14 protein-coding genes are annotated in these 21,792 nt (G+C 36.6%); 2 read left to right on the top strand and 12 right to left on the bottom strand.

Annotated elements, in window-relative coordinates; genetic code table 11:
- The first annotated feature begins 57 nt into the window (after positions 1–57).
- Positions 58–1,107 carry an alpha/beta fold hydrolase gene (locus AC59HC_RS17760; protein ID WP_496559091.1) on the top strand — a complete coding sequence of 350 codons (1,050 nt, stop codon included), beginning with the start codon at positions 58–60 and terminating at the stop codon, positions 1,105–1,107.
- A gap of 66 nt (positions 1,108–1,173) precedes the next feature.
- On the opposite strand, the gene AC59HC_RS17755 is transcribed toward AC59HC_RS17760, so the two are convergent.
- The 5 genes from AC59HC_RS17755 to AC59HC_RS17735 all read right to left on the bottom strand — a co-directional run bounded on the left by AC59HC_RS17755 (position 1,174) and on the right by AC59HC_RS17735 (position 9,557).
- Positions 1,174–2,316: a 1-acyl-sn-glycerol-3-phosphate acyltransferase gene (locus tag AC59HC_RS17755; RefSeq protein WP_202839097.1), complete on the bottom strand. Its 1,143-nt coding sequence runs from the start codon at positions 2,314–2,316 to the stop codon at positions 1,174–1,176.
- Between the two features lie 439 nt (positions 2,317–2,755).
- Entirely contained in the window at positions 2,756–4,006 is a 1,251-nt protein-coding gene (locus AC59HC_RS17750) for an McrC family protein (protein ID WP_202839099.1), read from the bottom strand.
- On the bottom strand, positions 4,006–6,507 hold the full coding sequence (locus AC59HC_RS17745) for an McrB family protein (RefSeq protein WP_496559090.1): 2,502 nt from the start codon (positions 6,505–6,507) through the stop codon (positions 4,006–4,008). Before AC59HC_RS17745 ends, AC59HC_RS17750 begins: the two co-directional genes overlap by 1 nt.
- A gap of 42 nt (positions 6,508–6,549) precedes the next feature.
- Positions 6,550–6,966, bottom strand: coding sequence for a hypothetical protein (locus tag AC59HC_RS17740; protein WP_429813457.1), 417 nt, complete (start codon positions 6,964–6,966; stop codon positions 6,550–6,552).
- Positions 6,967–9,050: 2,084 nt separating this feature from the next.
- Positions 9,051–9,557, bottom strand: a complete 507-nt coding sequence (locus tag AC59HC_RS17735; RefSeq protein WP_496559089.1) for a hypothetical protein — start codon at positions 9,555–9,557, stop codon at positions 9,051–9,053.
- Between the two features lie 297 nt (positions 9,558–9,854).
- On the opposite strand from AC59HC_RS17735, the gene AC59HC_RS17730 reads away from it, so the two are divergent.
- Positions 9,855–10,265: a helix-turn-helix domain-containing protein gene (locus tag AC59HC_RS17730; RefSeq protein ID WP_496559088.1), complete on the top strand. Its 411-nt coding sequence runs from the start codon at positions 9,855–9,857 to the stop codon at positions 10,263–10,265.
- Positions 10,266–10,317: 52 nt separating this feature from the next.
- Here AC59HC_RS17730 and AC59HC_RS17725 read toward each other — a convergent pair whose 3' ends face one another.
- The 7 genes from AC59HC_RS17725 to AC59HC_RS17695 all read right to left on the bottom strand — a co-directional run bounded on the left by AC59HC_RS17725 (position 10,318) and on the right by AC59HC_RS17695 (position 21,732).
- A complete protein-coding gene (locus AC59HC_RS17725; RefSeq protein WP_496559087.1) occupies positions 10,318–11,601 on the bottom strand; it encodes a restriction endonuclease subunit S in 1,284 nt (427 codons plus the stop codon).
- A complete protein-coding gene (locus AC59HC_RS17720) occupies positions 11,594–13,189 on the bottom strand; it encodes an HsdM family class I SAM-dependent methyltransferase (RefSeq protein WP_496559086.1) in 1,596 nt (531 codons plus the stop codon). The genes AC59HC_RS17725 and AC59HC_RS17720 overlap by 8 nt, the downstream gene beginning before the upstream one ends.
- A gap of 2 nt (positions 13,190–13,191) precedes the next feature.
- Positions 13,192–16,263: a type I restriction endonuclease subunit R gene (locus AC59HC_RS17715; RefSeq protein WP_496559085.1), complete on the bottom strand. Its 3,072-nt coding sequence runs from the start codon at positions 16,261–16,263 to the stop codon at positions 13,192–13,194.
- Positions 16,264–16,509: 246 nt separating this feature from the next.
- Complete coding sequence (locus AC59HC_RS17710; protein ID WP_496559084.1) at positions 16,510–19,266, bottom strand: hypothetical protein; 2,757 nt, start codon at positions 19,264–19,266, stop codon at positions 16,510–16,512.
- 41 nt (positions 19,267–19,307) lie between these two features.
- The gene (locus AC59HC_RS17705; protein ID WP_496559083.1) at positions 19,308–20,336 is read right to left on the bottom strand and encodes a hypothetical protein; all 1,029 of its coding nucleotides are present in this window, start codon (positions 20,334–20,336) and stop codon (positions 19,308–19,310) included.
- Positions 20,329–21,132 (bottom strand): fimbrial biogenesis chaperone, encoded by an 804-nt coding sequence (locus tag AC59HC_RS17700; RefSeq protein WP_343641911.1) that lies wholly within the window; start codon positions 21,130–21,132, stop codon positions 20,329–20,331. Before AC59HC_RS17700 ends, AC59HC_RS17705 begins: the two co-directional genes overlap by 8 nt.
- A 75-nt stretch (positions 21,133–21,207) precedes the next feature.
- Complete coding sequence (locus AC59HC_RS17695) at positions 21,208–21,732, bottom strand: hypothetical protein (protein WP_202839125.1); 525 nt, start codon at positions 21,730–21,732, stop codon at positions 21,208–21,210.
- Positions 21,733–21,792 lie beyond the last annotated feature (60 nt).

Below are 21,792 nucleotides of genomic sequence, written 5' to 3'. Positions count from 1 at the left end.
TGTTCTTATTCCGATCTCTGCTTTGCCATAATTTTACCATCACAAAACATCACTATTATGAATACTACATTGAACTTCAGAAAAAAAATACAATCCGTTTTGTCCCTGATTATTTTTATGGGAACAGGATTATTGTCTTTACACGCACAGACATATACCACGGGTGAAAAAGACCTGGAAAACACAGCGGTCAGATCTGCGTTTCAAAATACAAAGCAAATCAAAGCCGGGTTGTTGAACGTTGGATATGCAGAAGTAGGTCCGGCCAAAGGAAAACCGGTTATCCTTCTTCATGGATGGCCCTATGATATCCATAGTTTTGAAGAGTCCTCCGCTATACTTGCTGAAAAAGGTTACCGTGTTCTGGTCCCTTATTTAAGAGGGTATGGTACAACGACCTTTGTTTCTCCGGATACCAAACGAAACGGTCAGCAGAGTGCTGTTGCATTGGATATCATCGCTTTTATGGATGCCCTGAAAATAGATAAGGCCATCATTGGTGGTTTCGACTGGGGTGCAAGAACCGCAGATATCATGGCAGCACTGTGGCCTGAACGATGCACCGGACTGGTAGCGGTAAGCGGCTATTTGATTGGAAGTCCAAAGGCAAACGAAAAACCTTTGCCTCCGAATGCCGAGCTGTTATGGTGGTATCAGTATTACTTTTCAACGGAAAGAGGGTATAAAGGTTACAAAGCAAATACTACATCATTTAACAAATTGATATGGAAAACGGCTTCCCCAAAATGGACTTTTGATGACCAGACCTATGAACGTTCTGCCAAAGCATTCGATAATCCTGATCATGTGGATATTGTAATTCACAATTACCGCTGGCGTCTGGGATTGGCTAAAGGAGAAAAACAATACGATGCGCTTGAAGCTAAACTGGCAAAATCTCCATCGATTACAGTTCCAACCGTTACTTTGGAAGGCGATGCCAACGGAGCTGCATTTCCTGCACCGGAAAGTTATGCTTCAAAATATACAGGTCAATATGCACATCATACTTTAACGGGTGGAATTGGACACAATTTACCACAGGAAGCTCCAAAAGCATTTGCAGATGCAATCATAGAGGTGGATTCTATGTCGCAAACCAGATAAAAATCTGAAAGAATTACAACAAAACCACTGCTCAACAACAGTGGTTTTTATTTATTTTATCCTAAACTAGTTTTTAGATTCTTCTTCAAGCTTCAGCTTATTTACCAAAGGATTGGCATACATGGCCAGGAAATACTCTCTGGAAACAGGATCTGAAGGATCTATGCGCATTTCAAGTCTGCGGACAAACAACTGTTTTTCCTGCTCCGTATATTCGGAAGCGTAAGTATTGGTGTTGTGAAGCAGATCATAGGCAATGTACTTGGTTGGCCAAAGTTTATAATTACTGATGATAGAACGGTCAATCACCTGTGCAATGGCCTGCAGCTGTTTGTTTTTGTTGTCAATGGTCGCTGCAATTTCATCCAGTTCTTTATCCAGAACATCACCGGCATGAAGGTGAATGCGTTTCTTTTGACCCAGAATTCCGCTGATAATGTTGGTGAAATCTTCATTTTTCCCTTTAATGTATTCCTCATCCCTGTGCTGTGCAAGCAGCTGAGGCATTTTTAAGGAATCTGTAGGATCATACTCATAGGAGATAGAGATAGGAACAATCTTTAAGGATTTAAAATAATCTGTCAATGATTGGTCTCCGGCTGCCATGGCAAGCATTTTCAAAACACCTTGCTGGGTAGAATCGTTGCCGTCTTTGGTACGGCCTTCACGCTGGGCAATCCATACAGAACGGTTTTCCTGAAGCAGAAGCTCTTTAATATATTCAGACATGGTCTGTGAGCTTGTCAGCTGTTCACGAAGGGGCAGACCTCTTTGTACCAAAAAATTCCGGTTCAGTTTTGCCAGCACGTTTAAGAACTTTTTACGGACAAGATTATCACCAATGGCAGAAGCAGTCATTACATAACCTCCTTCCAGCAATACCAGATTAAGCAGTGAAGTATCCAGAACGATATCCCTGTGGTTCGAGATGAATAGGTAAGCAGTGTTTTTATCCAGCTTATCAAATCCAGAAGTCGTTAAACCGTCAGAACTTTTTGCAAGGATCTGGCGAACGGCAAAGGCCACAAACTGATGCTGAAAATCACTGATGGAATGAACATTCTTAAACTGTTCCAGCCAAACCTGCTCATCTGTATCAGGAAAAGTAAAATTCATAAAGGCTTTCATCATGGGATCACGGGCAATGCTCTGTAATCTCTCATTCACTTCCTGATCATAGAAATACCGGATTTCATCAAACTTAGACATGCGGTTAGGTAAAAATTAAAACTTTTTGCAAAAGAACGAAAATTTATCGGGGGAGAGGGTATAAAGGGTGTTAAAGTATTATGAAGGGCGTAGGAGTTGGTTGAAACAGCTGTACAATAAGTATCATGACGCGCTCCTTCATCCGTTCACTATGCACACATAAACAAACACACACAAATAAACGTTGCGGATAGACTAAGTGAATAGTCTGTAGTATGTTGAAGCAAGTAACTATTCACGTACACACCAATAAACGTTGTGGATAAGCTAAGCGAGCAGTTTGTATTATGTCTGAAGCAAGTAACTATGCACAAACAAACGTAAATACAAATAAGCGCCCACTTTGTCATTCCGACAATAATTAGCTGTGCACGCACACAGAAACATCCACCTAGTCATTCCGCAGGAATCTAAACTTTTATAATAATCGAAATTTACCTTAATAAGTTTTGTGTGAAGCGAGAAAATTTTCTTTTACAAATGATACAATATTCTCTTTCCATTGCTTTATATCTTGATGAGTCGAAATGAAAGCAACTCCGCAAGTCAGTGTATCGGTGGCATCATCATGTTCTATAGCCGAATAATCCCCTTTAATCAGTTTACTTTCTTTTCCCGGATATATCAGAGCTGTTTTTGTTGCTTTAAAATATCGGTGATAAGCATACATCTGCCTTAGATCTTCGGTTGACGGAAAATAATTTCCGTTTAAGTTTTTCCATTTTGTATCCAGAACAATTCTGTTTCCATTAGCTTCCAGAACAATATCAGGTTTCATTCTGCTGGCTCCGTTTTCTGATCTCCAGAATTCTTTGGATTGCTGGGCTCTTACTTTGATATCAATATGCTGTATATTTTTCTTTAAAACAACATATATAAACTGTTCCCAAAGACGGTTCATATCAAACATTAAGGCAAGTACATTATTTTTCCCTCTTGAAACATCAGGATGATAGTTCAGCAATAGCAGCTTTGCGATCTGCAGAGCTTTTTCATAATGTTGATTTTTCCGGTCAAAGTTGATTTTCTCAAATGTTGAATCTGTGACTTTGACATCACTCATTTCGGGGAAATTCAACAGTAGCATACCAATTCTGCTGCTCAGATCCGGCTTGCTGTTAGTCTGTTCAATAAGCTTCAGAGCTTTGTAGAGAATGCGGTGTATTTCATGATTGACATCATAATGAGAGTACTTTACATAAAATCTTTCGTGGTGAACCAGATTCTGAGATATATGTTTTGAAAACTGCAGAGCCCCCTTTAAAGCATGCAGATTTCCCTCTTTCCTGTTGTATCTTTTGATGAGTCCACGGTGAAGCAGATATTCTAATTCTTTTACATACAGTTCATAATAAAGATCCAGAATAGAGTTTTTTTTCAGCTTTAACGAAGCACTGCTGGAGACCTTTACTTCAAATCCCCATACCGTTCTTATCATGTCGTGCAATAGCTGTCTCCATTCATCTTTGCCGTTATGATCTGCTTTCGGAAGAATTTCAATGGTTGTTTGGGCAATCTTTATGACTCCTACATGTTGATTAAACTTTACACCGTTTTTTATAAGGCTAAAAAAAGGAGTTCCATCTCCATAATAATTCTCTAAAGCCTGGTCCAGTTTTAGTTTTTTATGTTCATCAGTAAAGTAGAGCTTTTCATGCTCAAAAACAACAATGGATTCTATTGGTTTCATTAAACAGACTGATTCATTAACAATAGAAGAGCTTTAGAGAAATCCATGTCGGTATCTCCAATTTTATAATGATGATCTGGTTTTCTGTAATCTATGATTTCATACGATTCTCTTTCTGAATACTCACTTTCATAGTCATCAAATGCTGCAAAAACAGATGATTCGGTAACTTTCTTTTTCACAAATCCTTTGCCCAGTACTAATCCTATTTTGCCGTAATCACCAAAGAAATACTCCTGTAGTAGAGGAATGATATTTTTATAAAAAGAATCTCTGATGGTTGTATTGTCTTTTCCTATAAAATAAGCATGTCCAATGGCGTGATCTTTATCAATCAGTTTTTCTATACGGTTGTTTATGATGGTCAATAATTTTTCAAAATCTATTCTTTCAAAATCAAACCTTTGAAAATATCCGGATTCTCTGACGATATTATTTTTTTTATCTTCTTTCATCTGTTCCCAGATACCTTCTTTTTCTTTTTTGAAGTCTTCAGAAACACCTAAAACAGAAAATAATTTATTCTCTTCAGTCAGATATTCTTTGTCGGTCCATTCATAGCTTTTATACTCCCATAATAGATTTTCTATCATTGCTGACGGGTTCAGAAGCTCAGGTTTAGGAGACATTTCTTCAAATGAAAATCGTCTTCTCAACGCTGTGTCCAAAGCTTCCACACTTCTGTCTGCTGTATTCATGGTTCCGATAATGTATAAATTGGAAGGAACTCCGAATTTATCTTTGCTGTATGGAAGGGTGATCTCCAGTGCTTCATTATTGCCGATACGTTTATCCTCTTCAATAAGTGTAATGAGTTCTCCAAAGATTTGAGACACATTTCCACGGTTGATTTCATCAATGATCAATACATGAGGAAGGGGAGGAAGAGTTTCTTCTTTTACTTCGGTAATAGATTTTTCTTTTATTTTATTATTGATATAATTTAAAACAGACCAATACGCTGTAGAATTGGAACCTCCGATCACTTCTCTGAATTCCGTATTCACATTTTTAATTACGGACAGATCAGGAAATGCCTGCTGCAATTTCTCAGCTCTGGAATAAGATATCGTATAAATTTTTGAATCTTCAGAATAAATAGGCTTGAGATTTAGATTTCCTTTATCAGAAATATCCACTATTCTCAATCCCAGATTCGGAGTTTGTATGGTTAATACAAGCGGATCTCCATCTTCCAGATGTCTGTTTGCATCCTGAACAAGATCACTCCAGGCATCATCAAAGGTATATGGTGTTATTGAATTTTCACTTTTTAATCTTGGTTTTCTGGCTTTATCAGCAATTCTTTTGAAAATTCCACTTTCAACCTCGTAGATGACTTTTTTATTTCCGTTCTCATCTTCATCAATTTTAGGTTTAATCCCTTCAATAAAATCTTCGTAGCTCATGCTCTGATGGAAGGTGGTAAACACAATTCTTCCTTCATCTACCAGCTTTTTATATTCGTCCTTGATTTGCTTTCGGGTATGATCAGACAGAACAAAATCAGGGTTAGCGATCTGAATAGCTTTATTAATGGTATTGTAGGTCTTACCGGTTCCGGGAGGGCCGTATAAGATTTGGTTGAGTGGCTGTTTCATGACAGAATGAAAAGTAGTAAAATTTTTAACGGTATAATCCAGAAATTTCTCAAAATAGTCTAGGCCCTCATAATCAAAATTGGGAATTTCTTTTTTTATAATTTCAATAGTTTCAGAATCATATTCATTCAGTTTTTCCTCTGAGATGAGATCTTTGGAATGAGAAATCTGATAAAGGAATCCGAATATCATCCCATGAAATATGCCAGAAGGCTGGTCGTAATTTTTTACAAACCAGGTATCAAAATCTTCCAGAATGGTCCAGCTTTCTTCTTCATTCTCTTCATCATTCACATTAGCAGAATATCTGTCAAATCTTTCATACATTTTAGAAATCATTCTTTCCTGTTCCTTTGGCAGAAAGCGATTTGCTTTAAATGTAGGATGAGTATTTTTCATAGCAGTGATCTCTTCATCTACAATATGAATTACTTTTTCCAGCATTGTATTGAGATCATGAATAGATGATTCAAAACTGTCATAAAGCTCTGGCAGGTAGATCGCAAAATATTCCATTTTTAGAGTTTCTTTACCCTCACCATATACCAAAGGATCCAGATTCTTCAAACGGGGTTTTATATTTCTGATAAGCTCCAGAGCATATTGATTCTGATCATTGTTGGGATCTTTTGTCTGATAAAACTGAATATAAAGAGATAATTTGTTCCCTTTTTTCAAAGCAAAAACCAGATTAATCAAGTCTGTGGATGAGCCGGGATAAGAAACGGGTATATTCCAGAATGTAGTAGAGAAATAACGGGATCTTTCGGTTCCGATAAAATAATTTTGCTCTGCTCCTTTAGAAGCTTTCTGTCTTACTGAAAACGTAAAATCAGGATTTGTATCATGCAGGTGCTTTAACCAGTTATAGGCTTTTACCTGTAATTCGTGGTAATTCATATAAATGTTTTGACTTAGTATAGTTTAGGTTTTAAACTTTGTTTATAGCAAAGAAAGGATCTGATTACAATCCTTTTGATTTTCTGCATTCATATTTACAGTAGATTTTACATTTGGAATAGATTTCATAATAATATGACTATTTGGAAATTGATTGATTCTACGGGTAGGTTTTTTAAATTTTGAATTGGTAGCCAGTATGAGAATATCCACATTGAGTAGCTGAAAAGCATTTATTGCTTGTAGCGTATATTTGGAATAGTCTCCCATAGTATAAAAGCCTATAGTTGTTTGGTTTATTCGGGTTACTATACACTCAAAATCTCTCTGTACAGGATTTCCAAGTATTTTTTTAGGAGTACTCCGGTTTCCTTGTATATTGATTAAAGAATCATAAACAAGATTTAAAGTAGTCGATTTGCCAGAATTACCTTTTCCTTTTAGAGCAATTATTCTCATATCTTATTAGTTTTCGAGGACAATAATAAAAAAAATATACAGGTTCTGTTTACGGGAAAGCATAAAAATTTCAATAAAAATTCTCTTTAAAAACAGTTCTATCCCCTTCCAAAGTCCCTCTAACCCCTTCACCAAGCCCCTGAAGGGACTTTATGAACGGTCTCCACCCTCTTCATGAAGGGGATATACCCCCTTGGGTAAGGGGGTAGACGGACTTGTATAAGGGGCTCCACCTGCTCATATAAGAGGGTAGAGACCGTTGTCCAAAGGGGCGGAGACGGTTGCTATACTACCTGGAGGGTGTTAGGAAGGTAAGAGGGGTAATAGATTATTGTAAGAATCATGCGTACTATTCATCTGGCTTCATCAGTGGCGTAGCCACCATTCTTTGCTTCCTCCAATCATCAATTCGAATCAATAAAACCTTTGCATTTTAAAATATTCTGTTTCTTCAGATGCAATGGCTTATTATTTTGTTTTAAACGCAAGGTCGCAAAGTTTTCAATATTGATATGTTTTGTAAGGCGCAGGAAAATCAAAGATTTTCAGCAGGTAAGTATATTGGATTATAGCAATTTTATCGGAGATAAAATCCTTGCGCCTTAAACAGCGTCCCTATAATAAGAACTTGCGCCTTTGCGATTTCCAACCAAAAATAAGCAGATGGATCATCATAAAAAAAGCACGTTTTTCGCGTGCTCTCAAAAAAGTATTTATTCTTACTGATTAATACAATGGCTTATTATTTTGTTTTAAAAGCAAGGTCACAAAGTTTTCAATATTGATATGTTTTGTAAGGCGCAAGAAAATCAAAGATTTTCAGCAAGTAAGTATATTGGGTTATAGCAATTTTATCGGAGATAAAATCTTTGCGCCTTAAACAGTATCCCTATAATAAGGACTTGCGTCTTTGCGATTTCCAACCAAAAATAAGCAGATGGATCATCACAAAAAAAGCACGTTTTTCACGTGCTCTCAAAAAAGTATTTATTCTTACTGATTAATACAATGGCTTATTATTTTGTTTTAAAAGCAAGGTCGCAAAGTTTTCAATATTGATATGTTTTGTAAGGCGCAGGAAAATCAAAGATTTTCAGCAGGTAAGTATATTGGATTATAGCAATTTTATCGGAGATAAAATCCTTGCGCCTTAAACAGCGTCCCTATAATAAGAACTTGCGCCTTTGCGATTTCCAACCAAAAATAAGCAGATGGATCATCATAAAAAAAGCACGTTTTTCGCGTGCTCTCAAAAAAGTATTTATTCTTACTGATTAATACAATGGCTTATTATTGTTTTAAACGCAAGGTCGCAAAGTTTTCAATATTGATATGTTTTGTAAGGCGCAGGAAAATCAAAGATTTTCAGCAGGTAAGTATATTGGGTACAGCAATTTTATCGGAGATAAAATCCTTGCGCCTTAAACAGCGTCCTTATGATAAGAACTTGCGTCTTTGCGATTTCCAACCAAAATATGGTAAACAGATAACCACAAAAAAGCACGTTTTTCACGTGCTCTCAAAAAAATATTTATTCTTACTGATTAATACAATGGCTTATTATTTTGTTTTAAACGCAAAGACGCAAAGTTTAAATATTGATATGTTTTGTAAGGCGCAAGAAAATCAAAGATTTTCAGCAAGGAAATTAAAGTAGGTCATCAGAAATTTTATCGGAGATAAAATCTTTGCGCCTTAAACAGCATCCCTATAATAAGAACTTGCGTCTTTGCGATTCCCAACCAAAAATAATCAGATAAATCATCACAAAAAAAGCACGTTTTTCACGTGCTCTCAAAAAAATATTTATTCTTACTGATTAATACAATGGCTTATTATTTTGTTTTAAACGCAAAGACGCAAAGTTTTCAATATTGATATGTTTTGTAAGGCGCAAGAAAATCAAAGATTTTCAGCAGGTAAGTATATTGGGTACAGCAATTTTATCGGAGATAAAATCTTTTCGCCTTAAACAGCGTCCTTATGATAAGAACTTGCGGCTTTGCGATTTCCAACCAAAAATAAGCAGATAGATCATCACAAAAAAAGCACGTTTTCACGTGCTCCCAAAAAAGTATTTATTCTTACTGATTGTTGTTTGAACCGGATGTAGATGGTGTTTCAGTGGGGCCTGAAGTCTGTCCCGCTACAAAAAACTGCTTCATATCATCATAAATAACATTGGTCCCCGGTACATTCTCTTCGGAAAGGTATCTGATGCTTCGGTAGAAACTGATGGCGTTATGATAGTTATCGTGATCCAGCAATACCTTGGTGTCTGAAAGCTGTTCTGTTAAAGAATCCAGTTGTTGCAGCCTTTGTTCGATCTGTTCTCTGGCGATATAATCTTTATCGAATTCTGCTTTATCCAGGAAGTTAGGAACATATTGGGCATACTGTTCCATATAGATTTTGGCTTTATTCACGAAGAGCTTGTTTTGTTCTGCAATTCTTCCGTATTGCTGTCGCTGATCCGGAGTAAGGTTGATGGTTTTTCCCAACAGTACAGACTGGATGTCCTGAATTGCTTTATCAATAGTTTCCAGATCACTTTTTGAAAAGCTTACACTGATTAAATTGTCTAGTGCCATAATATTGTGTTTTTTTGGTTTGCAGGATCAAATATAGGAAGCACAAAGCATAGAAAAACAGGGTGTTGTAAGATTTTCAGCGCGTGTTCACCAGAAAATGAAAACCAGATAACAGCGTTTGTTTTTTCTGACTTTTTGATGAAAAAAAGCGGGCATAAAAACAGAAATGACGAAATAGGAGAGAAGGACCGTTTCACAGTATCAGCATGAAGAACAGAGATTGTAATTAAGCTGTTTTTTAAGGGGTATTTTTATAAATATTTTTCTATATTTAAACCTCATAAATGTTGATTTATCATGGAACATACAATACATCAGGGACGCAATGTAAAACGATTCAGGGAAATGCTGGGCATTAAGCAGGAAGCATTGGCTTTTGACCTTGGGGACGACTGGAACCAGAAGAAAATTTCTCTGCTGGAGCAGAAAGAAATTATTGAAGACCCTTTACTAAAAAAAATTTCTGAAGTATTGAAAATTCCGGTGGAAGCATTTCAGAATTTTGATGAGGAGCAGGCGGTGAACATTATTTCTAATACGTTTGGGGAGAATGCTTTCAGTAATTCATTTAATTACGGTACAATTAATTTTCACCCTATTGAAAAAATAGTGCAGTTGCATGATGAGAAGATTGCTCTTTATGAGAGGATGCTGAAGGAGAAGGATGAGATGATGGGGAGGTTGGAGAAGTTGATTGAGAAAAAATAATATTATAAAAATGAAAAGCTCAACAGTAATGTTGAGCTTTTTTGTATAGTTATCACTCTATTTTTATTTGGCCGTTCATTAGCATAGGTAATAGCCAGTCTCGGAGAGAAGCAAGTTCTTGGTTTTGTTGTTGTGTATGATTTATCTTTTCTAAAATAGGGCTTATCTTTTCTGTGAATGATTTAATTATTGTTTTTGAAGGATAAGCAAATGAAAATTCTTTCAATGGGGTTATTCTGATACCCTTATGAATACTTCCTGTAGATGAGTTTTGACATTTTTGTTTTACGTCTTCACTTGACAAAAGCATAAACAAATATTCAGAAGTAACAATATTCAGATTTGGTTTAAAGCTAAATACTGATTCGTTTATATTCCAATTTTGAGGTTGTTCATATAGTAAGAATGTTTTTCCGACGGGTTGTATACTTGTAAATAAAATGTCTCCTTTTTCTAGTTTTGATCTTTTTTGAATTCTTTCAAGTGCTTCATTGTCGATGTTATCACAAGACGAATTTATCGTTAATCTGCCATATTCAATATTTTTGATTGTAATATAAAAATTTTCACCAGTTCCAAGTTTGAAATGGTCTCTTGGATTTAAGCCAGTATTAATTGATTTAACAAAATCTCCTAGTTTCTTAATTTGCCAATTATTAGGTATAGTATGTTGTAGAGTTTCATTATATAACATTTTACCACCAGAAGATTTATAGGGTTTTCCATCTTCATTTGGAAAATCAAACTGTACAAACCAATAATCATATATTGTTTTGGCCATTTTTTCCAGTTCTATATTTATACTGTTGTTGAGTTCAATTTTTTCATAAATTGAAAATAATAAGTCGCCTATGTTTTTTTGCTCCTTATATGAAGGCAGTAATAAGTCTAGATATGAAAAGATTTGTTCATTTAGGCTTGCCCGTAAAGTCATAGTAGCATTATTATTCATTGTTTTTCTAAACAATTTACTTCTTAAATAAAATGCCATATATTTTGGATAAGTCTCATCTGGTTTTAAAGGACGTAATCTTTTTAAAAAACCACTATATGTTGTATTAGGATAATCTCTATAAGCGACAGAGCTCATGCCTAGTTCATCAAGTGTTTCGCTTGTTCTTGTTAAAAATATATCTCCTTCCTTAACAGAAAAAATAGACTGTTCTACCTCGGAAGTATCCATTAGGTCAGGTAATTCTTCTGGCAGAAAATAGTTATTGAAAACAGTTTTAAATGAAATAAAGGGAGCCCCATGTCCTGCCTGTTCTGGCTTTGAAGAAATGCCGGAGCTCATCTCATATAAATCAGAAAACTTGTGGTGGAATAATTTACTCATATTTCAATCCTTTTAATTGTCTCTGAATTTCAATATCCAAATCCTTTCCTTTAGTAAATAAAATATTTAGACGTTCTTCAAAACTCTGTAATTTCTTTTGAAATTCATCAGCTGTAATATCTGTATACTCTATTTTTACTTCAAAATATTGCCCGGCAGAAAACGAATAATTCTTTTCTTTTATTTGTTCTTTGGTTACTATTACCGAAAGATCTTCTACAGCTTCTTTATTATTAAAAGTCTCTACAATACTAGCTTCTTCTTCACGGGTTAATACTGTACGTTGGTTTTTGCCTTCTTTTATGGTTTCGCCCAGTTTGCTGGCATCCATAAGGACAATATGTTTGCTATCGGCTTTTTTATCTATAAATAATACCGATACATTGGTACCTGTGCTGGCAAAAATGTTACTAGGCATACTTACCACACCTCGTAGCCAGTTTTTATCTATTAAGCGTTCTCGTATTTTCTTTTCTATACCGCTTTGTGCTGTAATAAAGCCAGTTGGAACAACAATAGCTGCTTTTCCACTATCATTTAAACTGTACATAATGTGTTGTATAAACAGCAGATAGATAGCCATGGATTCCTTTTTTGTTTTTGGAACATTCGGAATACCTGCAAAAAAACGTTCTTTAAAACTATCCTTTTCCAAATCATTTCTGAAATCCGAAAAGTCCAGTTTAAAAGGTGGGTTTGATACAATATAGTCGAACTTTTGTTTTTCCAGATAATACGGTTGGGAAATGGTATTAGTTTTAATGATATTAGGGATGCTATGCGTAAGGTCATTCAGGATTAGGTTTAGTCGTAGCATGGTACTGGACTTTTGAGAAATATCCTCTGAATAAATAGTACACTTATCTTCTCCAATTTTATGGGCCAGGGACATTAATAAAGAACCTGATCCTACACTTGGATCATAGCATTTTGCTTGCTTAGCAGGTTCCGGGACCAATATGTTTGCAATAATACGGGAAACAGCATTTGGGGTATAATATTCAGCATACTTACCTCCCGAATCAGAGTTATAATCTTTAATTAGATACTCAAAAATATCTTTAAAGAAATCATATTTTTCACTGAAATAATCTTCAAAACTTTCTTCAAAGCTAAACTCAAATAGTTTGTTAATTAATGCCTTGCAAAAATTATCACGTTCAGATTTATCGGAAATAAATTCACTTAAATCATCAAAGAGCGAATCCTTTGCTCCAGAGTAGGATTTAATAGAAAATACACCTGCGTTATCATTACTGATGCTTCTTAAAGTATCGTCAAACGTTTTAGCAAAATCTCCATCGTTTTGAATATTATGTAGATGCGATATTAATTGATCTTGTCTTAATTTTGGTACATTTTCATCCAGTAAATCCATTAGGAGGTCAGAATCTATATCTTTTCCTAATTTCTGTCGCTCTTTTTTTACTTCGTAGTTAAATTTGTCATTTAAAAATTTATACAAAAACATCTGTGATATGATCTTGAATTCGTTACCGTCATTCCCAAGGCCAAAGTTAGCACAGACACTTTTTAGGTTGTCAATAAGTTGTTTGGTTTTTGTTGTATATGTTATATCCTGCGTCATTTTTATATTCTGTTGTTATACAGCTGTAAATATTCTTTTCCAATAAGGCTACCAATATTTTGTCTGGTACCTGCGTCTAAATCTAATTTTTCTTCTATCACAAAACTTTGAGCTACTAACCGAACCAAATAACGCTCGAATAGCTCTTCATTATTTAAATAATCTTCCTGTCCTTCAAGTCTGGTATCTACTTCATTTTTCACCTGCATTAGTGCCCTGTGAAGTTGTATTTCTTTAGCATTAAGCTTGCCTTTTTCGGTCAGGCGTTTGTGGATACGGACGTATTTTTCATCGTTGTTGTACTTGGCTTTCAATAATGCATTTTTACGGTTTAGCTCTTTGGCTTCATCATATATTTTACGCAGCAAAGGTAAGTTTTCTACCATTTCGACTTGCGTTGTTTCGGTGAGATTTTTTTTCTTGAAAATACGTTCCAGTTCTTCTCTTAAACTTACAAAAACTGGATCGTTCTGGTCAAAATTATTTTGCAGGGCTTCACGTGTTTTTCGAAGCTGATCTTTCAGTTCATCTGCAAGTTTTAGTTCTTCTTCGCCTATCTTAATAAATTGAAAAACAATATCCTCTAATGCAATATTCAGAAGATTTCGAGTTTCTTCAGCATTAGAAAGGTTTTCAATAAGATTGAGGTTATCTAAACGATTTTGTGCTTCAATTAATAAGCGGTTCAGAATTTCGAAGTCTATGAGTTCTCCCAATCTTTGCAGGTCCTGTAATGCTATCAGATTTTTTAATTCTTTTGCAGTGCGTAAGGCTTTTACCAACTGTAATAATTCTTTTTTATCAGTCAGCTTAGCTATTTGCTGTGAGAATATTTCCCTGTTTTCAGTATCATAATGGAAAAGTGTTTCTTTGATATTCTCAATCTCTTCTCTGATTTCTTCTTCTGATTTGAACAGGTTAGAATACATTTCCATTTCATCGCCAAGCTCATCCTGCAATTCTTTAAAATACAGTTGATTGGTACGGTCAAAAGCTTTGGATATATCAGCAAAATCAACTACATACCCATATTGATAGTTTTTGTAAGGACGGTTTACTCGGGTTAATGTCTGCAATAAATTGTGATCCTGAATGACACGTGCCAAATAAAGTTTTTTTAATCGTTTGGCATCAAAACCTGTCAAGAGCATATTATATACAAAAAGGATATCTACCTTTCCTCCTTTGTATGCTTTTATCAATTCTTTACGAGTAGATTTATCATTTTCATCATGCAGAATTAATGCAGCGGTTAGTTTATCTTTTTTACGTTTACCATAAGGAGCGGATGCTTCTGCAACTAATGGTAGTTTATCTGCATCTGTTTCCTGTTTGCCATATTGTTCTTCAAATAATTTGAACAGCATTTTAGCTTGTTTAGAAGAATCACAAACAACCATTCCTCCCAAAGATTCATCTTTCAAGCGATCTCTAAACTCTATGAGATCTTTGGTTATATAATTAAGTAATCCTTGTGCAAATGGTCTTTCGGCATATACATCCGATATTTTGATGTCTCCTTTCAGCAATTTGATCTGCTCCATTACTTCCTTCATTTCCATCTTAAAGCTTCCTTCGATTTCTTCACGAATCAAACGTAAGGTGTAGCCGTCTGCAATGGAACGGTTGTAATAGTATTTGTGAATATAGTTTCCAAAGAGTAGTTTAGAATCATATTCCTTTGTAACTTCTCTTAGCAATGGAGTTCCTGTTAATGCAATTATTACAGCATTTCTGTCTGAATTGATAAGGTTAGCAAGGTAGTTACCTTTTGGATTATAACTTCTGTGAGCCTCATCTAAGAAATAGACACGTTGCGTATTGATATCATAATCCGGCAGTTTAATAATAGTTGAATCTTCACTAAACTTCTGAATATTGACTACTGTAATTTCTGCTTGTCCACTATCATTATGAATGGCACCTACAACCTGCAAATCTTTAATAAATTCCTGACGGGAATTAACCTGGTTAACTTTTAATCCACGATTAGAAAATTCTGTAGAAGCCTGAATCAATAAATCAATTCTATCTACAATAAAATAGAACTTTGGAATAGTATTTTGTTTCTGGTAATAATCAGTCAGGTGTTTAACATTAAAAAATGCCAATGCTGTTTTTCCTGAACCCTGTGTATGCCAGATAATTCCTTTGTTTTTCCCTTTACTTAATTTTTGAGTAATCGCCATAGTTGCAAAAATCTGCGGATAACGCATAATATGTTTTTGCAAACCACTTTCTTCTTCTACATAAGCAATGGCATAGCGAAGTATAAAAGCCAGACGCTCTCTACTAAATAAAGAGGTTAGGATACGATGTGTTGGCGTATAAAGCTCCTTATTAACTTTAAATTCAGGGCTATGTTTTATGACTAATAAATTATTGTCTTTTAGAATGGTATTCTCTTCAGAATCTGAAATTATTCCAAACTTTTGTTTAACCGGAAATTCTTCATCTTCACGGAAATAGTTGAAGTGCAAATCGGAATAAGCTGCTGTTGCATAAAAAGCTCCAAAAACAGGTTCTACAATACCATCTTCATATTCCATGTTATTGGAAAAGACCATCAATTGAGTAATATTGGCAAAACGTCTAAAGTGCTTGTTTTTGAAACGGGTATTTATACGGTTTCTTTCATCAAGTACACCTTGTTTGTTATGTGGTTTTTTTACTTCAACAAAAGCCAGTGGTATACCGTTTATCAAAATGGTAATATCCGGTCGGAACTCTTCATCTCCATTTTTAGCTGTTAGTTCAGCTGTTACATGAAAACTGTTATTATTGAAATTTTTAAAGTCTATCAGCTTAATGCCTGAGTTTGCAGTAAGTCTTTGGAAAAACTTTCTTCCCAGATCTTCATAGTCTAATTCTAAAGTAATTTCATCTAATACGCGTAAGATATCTTCTTTGGATACATCCGAATTGATGCGCAAAAGACTTTCTACAAAAATGTCTTCAAAAATATTAGTTTCATCTCTACGATTCTGTTCTGAAAATGGAATATACTTATAACCCAACTTCATAAGATGAAGAAGGGCAGGTATTTTAACTCTGGAATTTTCGTTAAATGCCATTAGGAATTTTCTCTGTTATTGGTTTAGTTCGACAAAGATAAGATTCCGAGCTCCTCAAACGAAGAAATAAGACAAGTAATTTCTATTTTTCTAGTGTTAAAATTTCAATTATATTATAATCAATATTTAAAAAGTTATAGTTTTTAGTAGTGGTCTAAAGTAATTACATTTACTCTGTTACACACCTGTCTTCTCAATCCCCAAATGAACATATCCATGACAAATATTTGTAATTGGCAAGTGGTACTAGCTCCCAAACTTCTTCACCCTAATCACCTTCTCCCTTACCTTAATCACAAAGGGCTCCAGTTGTACTATTTTCCCGGCTTCCACTTTGAAAGTATCGGTAGAGCGTTCGCAATAGGTGTTGGATGGCAGAGAGTTTTTGTTCAGTTCAATCCTGTAAGTTCCGGAGGGCAGGAAAGAGGCAAATTCACCGTTGTCATCGGTGATGATATGATGTACTAACTGTTCATTGCGGTAAATATTGAAGAGAACACCTCCGACTTTGGGCGTAAAATCTACTGCTGTTTTGGTGTCAAAATCATAGGTTATTTTTCCCTGGGTCGTTCCGTTTTGATGAAGAGGGATCTCAAAAGAGTAGTGGTGTTTGTCTACCGTAAATTCGGTTTCATCGTAATACCAGCCTTGCTGGATGACCTGTTTCAGGGCATACTTTCCGTAAGGGATAGAACGGTAACTGATAGAACCTGACGGATCGGTTTTAAATGAAATATTGTTGAGCATAATGAGATAGCCTGCCGCTTCTTTGTCGCCTTCATCATAGATATTGTTTTCGTTCAGGTCGTAATAGACAAATGCTTTGATATCACCTTTTTTACCCGGATCAAGGGTGCTGTTTCTGAGGTTGACGGTCACACCGGCTTCAACGGTCAACAGATTATTGGTGAAACTTCCTGCAGTATAGCTGAAGTAGGAAGAGTTCAGGTACAGGGCATACTTTTCCTTGGAATATTTCAGGTTCAAAAAACCGGAAGGCGACTTTCCATACAGAACATCATCAGTATAAGAAACACCTGATGTGACATTCAGCTGACGGTTGAAGAAATTTTTATTCACAAAAGCAGAAAGGGAAAGCTTTTCGTAGGGAGTGCTCTGGTTCATCATTTTTGAAAAAGCATATTCGGAAAGGAAATAGCTTCCGTGCTGATAGATCCCGTTCACGGTAAGCCATTTGTAGCTGTAAGTTCCGCTTACTTTCATCTGAAACTGCTGTTTGTCGTTGTCCGGATATTGTGCCAATCCCGTTTCCACGCTTAAGATGGAGGAGTGTTGCTTATCAGGACTCAGCCAGGTAAGGTATTCCGTAAAACGCTGGGCTTTCAGCTGTTTTGTGTTCTCGTAAGGTTGGGCATTGAAGAAAGTATTATAAGAATTGGAATTTTCTTCCTGATACTGATAGCCAAGTCCCATCCCGAAATTTCCTTTTTTAGGGAAGTTGATTCCCGTATCCAGTCTTAGATTGCTTGAATTCAGGGTGTTGTCGTAAAAGTAGAACTTAGGTGAAAAATGGGAAGCTGTAATGTTGGCATACACATAATAATCTTTGAAAATCATGGTAGAGAAATTCTGCTGAATCTGTAAAATTCCTCTTCTGTTTCCGGGATAATAATCTGTGCTGTAGAAATAATTTCCGTTCAGATTCACCTTTTTGATCATTCCGGAATATTGGGATTCCAAAGCTAAAGAAGGCTTGGTGGGCTGGTTATTTTCGTAGAAACTCAGTCCGCCATAGACCTTGGTGTTGGTTCTCCAGTCTTTACCGAAAGCATATTGAAGATCTGTTCCGGCTACATGATGTCTGGCTTTTTCGTAAGGATCGTCCCTGAAAATATAGGTTCCGGAGATATTATGGGAAGCGTTTTGAGCTCCAAGAGTTCCTCTGGTATAAAATCCATAACCATATTTCAGAAAAGAATTTCTTTCGATCAGGCTGTAGGTCTGGTCTACGAAACCTGCTTCAATTTTTTTGTCTTTATCAGGAGACGTGTAGGCATATTCGAGCCCTCTTCCGAACATAGAAAGTTCCAGTAATTTATTGATGTTTCCGATGGTGAATTCACTGTTTTCCCTGTGATAGGTCAGATAGGTATTATTGACAATAGGATCGCTCTGATTCGTCATGGTATAGATATTTCCCCGGATGAAAATATATCCTGACGGAAGGTTGAAACCTCCGGAACCTACCAATTGATACATGTCAAGGTTTTCCCCGGCATGCCTGTAACTTGCCGTGATGGTATTCCTGGTAAAGTTGGAAAAAGCGGTGGATTCCATATCCTCATAACGCTGTACCGAAGAAACATTTTGCACAGATACCGTAGTGTTGCCGAATATCTCTCTGTCCGGCTCTCTGAAACCTGCAATATTAACGGAAATCTGAGTGCTGCGGGATCTGATTCGGGAAGGCAGAAAACGGAACACAAAGACTGAATCTTTTTGCACGCCAATACTTCCTGTTTTCTCTATAAAAGCATTTCCCTGCTCAGCTTCCGGAATTTTAAAGACAACCGTTACATGCTGCTTTCTGTTCCCAAGATTGGAAACCCTTGCCCTTACTTCTACGGAATCGGTAGCCTTATTTACATAGATCAGAGGGGTTTCTGCCGTGATGCGCATGGCATTATTTTCAGTAACGGTGTAAGGTATTTCTTTTTCCGCCATTGTTTTATTCTGCTGGTCCGAAAGACGGAAAGCCATACGGGATTCACCCGAAACGGCATTATTACTGACTACAATTTTTACCGGAATGAAAAGATGTTCACCGGATTTCATTTCGACCTGAAGACTGTTGCCCGAAATATTCCTGAAACCTTGAGGAATCGTAATGTTTATTTTTCCTTTGAAATCATTTGTGCTTTGATTGTCAAGGACGATGATCAGATCAAGAATCCCTGTTTTATCTGTTCTGGATTCATTACGGATATCAAGGCTTATCCCGGAACTGCTTTGTGCCGGAATCCATATCTGAAACGAAATCAAAAAAATGAAAAAGATTTTTTTGAACAGGTCTTGAAGCATGGTTATTGGGGAATAATCTCGTATTGAAGGGTAGTGGAATATTCTTCCGATTTGGCATTAATCAATCTTTCATCATTGGCTTTGGTGGAATATCGGATATCGTAATACAGGCTGGAGTTTCCCGTGGAGCCTCCTGTTGCAATAAGCTGTGGAGAAGCACTTAGCAGGATAGGATATACATTCCCATTGTTTCCAGAAACGGGGATGAGATTCATTTTTACGGTTCCTAAGGGAATGTAGTTTCCGGCCGGAGAGCTGAACTGCCCCTGAAGAGAACGTAATTTGATCTGGTAATTGGTATTGCTTTTTACAATCAGTCCATTGGAATAAGTAACACTTACTCCGTTGACATAATCCGGCATACTTTTGAATTCCAGTGATCCGTTGACCGCTTTTGCTGAAAACTGAAGCGACATTTCGGGTACATCGGTCGGAGTTCCGCTGAGCGTTCCGATGTGAATCTGGAAATTATGATCAGCTCTGCCGATAATATTGTTGTACCGGTCATACGCTGTAAACTGAACCGGAACAGTAAATCTGGTCCAGGAAGGGTAACTTCCCAGATAAGATCCTCCCATAACGGTCAGGCTGTATTTTACCTGCAGGTTATAGTAACCGTTGGGATGTGGCGGCTGGTTGTACAGTGCTGCATTGGACTGTGGAATTAAAAAGACTTCCTGGTTGGCCTGAAGAAAAGTATTTAACGGCATTCCGATCTGCGGAATGGTGGGTACGGGTCCCGGATAAGCCTGTCCTGAAGTGGAAATGGGCTGAAATGATATCTTGTTGGCAGGCATCGTATAATTTCCGTCTGTAGAAGTGATAGGCTGTTTCAGCCTCATGGATATTTTCCAGTAAGGAATATTAAACGCTCCATTACCGGCCAGGGTAAAGGTGTATGCATCCGGATTGGTATTTCCGCTGTAAGAATTAATCTGCAAGTAGCTGTTTATCCAGGAATTATAATTGACCTGTGAGAAGCAGTTCAGAGAGATCAGCAGAAAGAAACAGAAGAATTTTTTACTATTCATAGCTGAAACTTAATTCTCCCAATTCCAGATTGTTGTTGTCTCCGTAATCGATCATTACAGAAGCGGTATATTTCCCTTTTTCAAGGCTTGCCGGAAGAGGGATATCCATTTCTCTTTTGTTTCCGGGCATGGAGTAAAAGATAACGGGATCCAGTGATACTTTTTTTCCGGTTTGGGTATTCACAAAGTCAGTGTATATTTTTCCGTCACCCCATACATCGCCCTGATTTTCAAAAAAGAGGTTGATGGTATTGGTTGTTTTTCCGTATACCAGATTCTGGATTTCAAGTTTTTTCGTTTTGGCGGCAGGCAGCTTGTGGAATAATTTGATTCCTGAGCGGATGCTTACCTTGATGTTGGCGCCTTTATGATCCACATCATCTACCGGATTCATCTGGCTTACATATAAAACGGCCGTATGGGCAGCCAGTTGGTCTGAAAGTGCATTAGGAACCGTAATGGTAACCTCAATATCTTTTTTTTCTCCCGGAGCCAGCGTAAAGTAATTATCTTCTTTTTTGACCGAAACCCAACTTGCGCAGGAAGCGGGAAGGGTATTGGCAGGATACGTTACATTCTCACCTTTGCCGTCATATTCCCAATCTCCTAAACTTACAGCCAGGTCCAGAGAATTTTTGGCACTTACATTCGTTACCGTTATTGTCTGGGTATTGCTGTTTCCGTTTCCCGACTCAAAGTACAGTCTTGGTGGTGAAACCGAAACTCCTGTTTGTGCAAATCCGTGAAAAGATGATAGGAAAAGAAGACTGAAAAGGAGAAGAGAAAGTCTGCTCATGGCGGAGATTAGTTTTTAAGTGTTGATAAAGTGCTGTGGTAGGTACAACACTTTATCATTACAGAATGATATCTATTATTGAGAAATAATGGTATACGTAAGTTCAGTAGTGTATACGGTAGGATCTTGTCCGGCAATATAATTGTTCAGGTACTTATTATCTCCGGCGCCTTTGTATTCAATGTTAATTTTTTTGTCTACACCTCCGGTAGAAGAAGTTACCAAAGTAGCTTCGTTAGTTGATAATTGTACATTCTGAGCATATTGAGCACCGTTTACCGCGTCAGAACCTGCGCTTGCTTTAATCTGGATGGTGTTAGCCTGGATGTTTTTACCTCCATATTCTAATACATCGTTACCACCTTTTACTTTTACCTGGAATCCTCCTGTGCTGTAAATGCTTAAATGATCTGCGTTTACAGAAGATACACCGTCGGCATAGTCATCTTTGGTTACATAGTCCAGGTTAACGATTTTTTGAGCGTTGTTAACAACAAGAGTCTGAATAGGTTTAAGTCTCACGTTAAGGGTTACATTCTGTTGTGCTTTTAATGTTGAGAATCCCAGGATAGCAAAAGAAGCTAAGATCAAATTTTTCATAAGGTTAAGGATGTTTTTTGTATTAATTGTTTTTAAAATTGCGGTTGCAAAGGTAAATAC

The sequence above is a fragment of the Chryseobacterium sp. DZ-32 genome (assembly GCF_059587025.1).
Note: the sequence above shows the minus strand (reverse complement) of the source record. Positions and strands in the feature narration are given on the sequence as shown.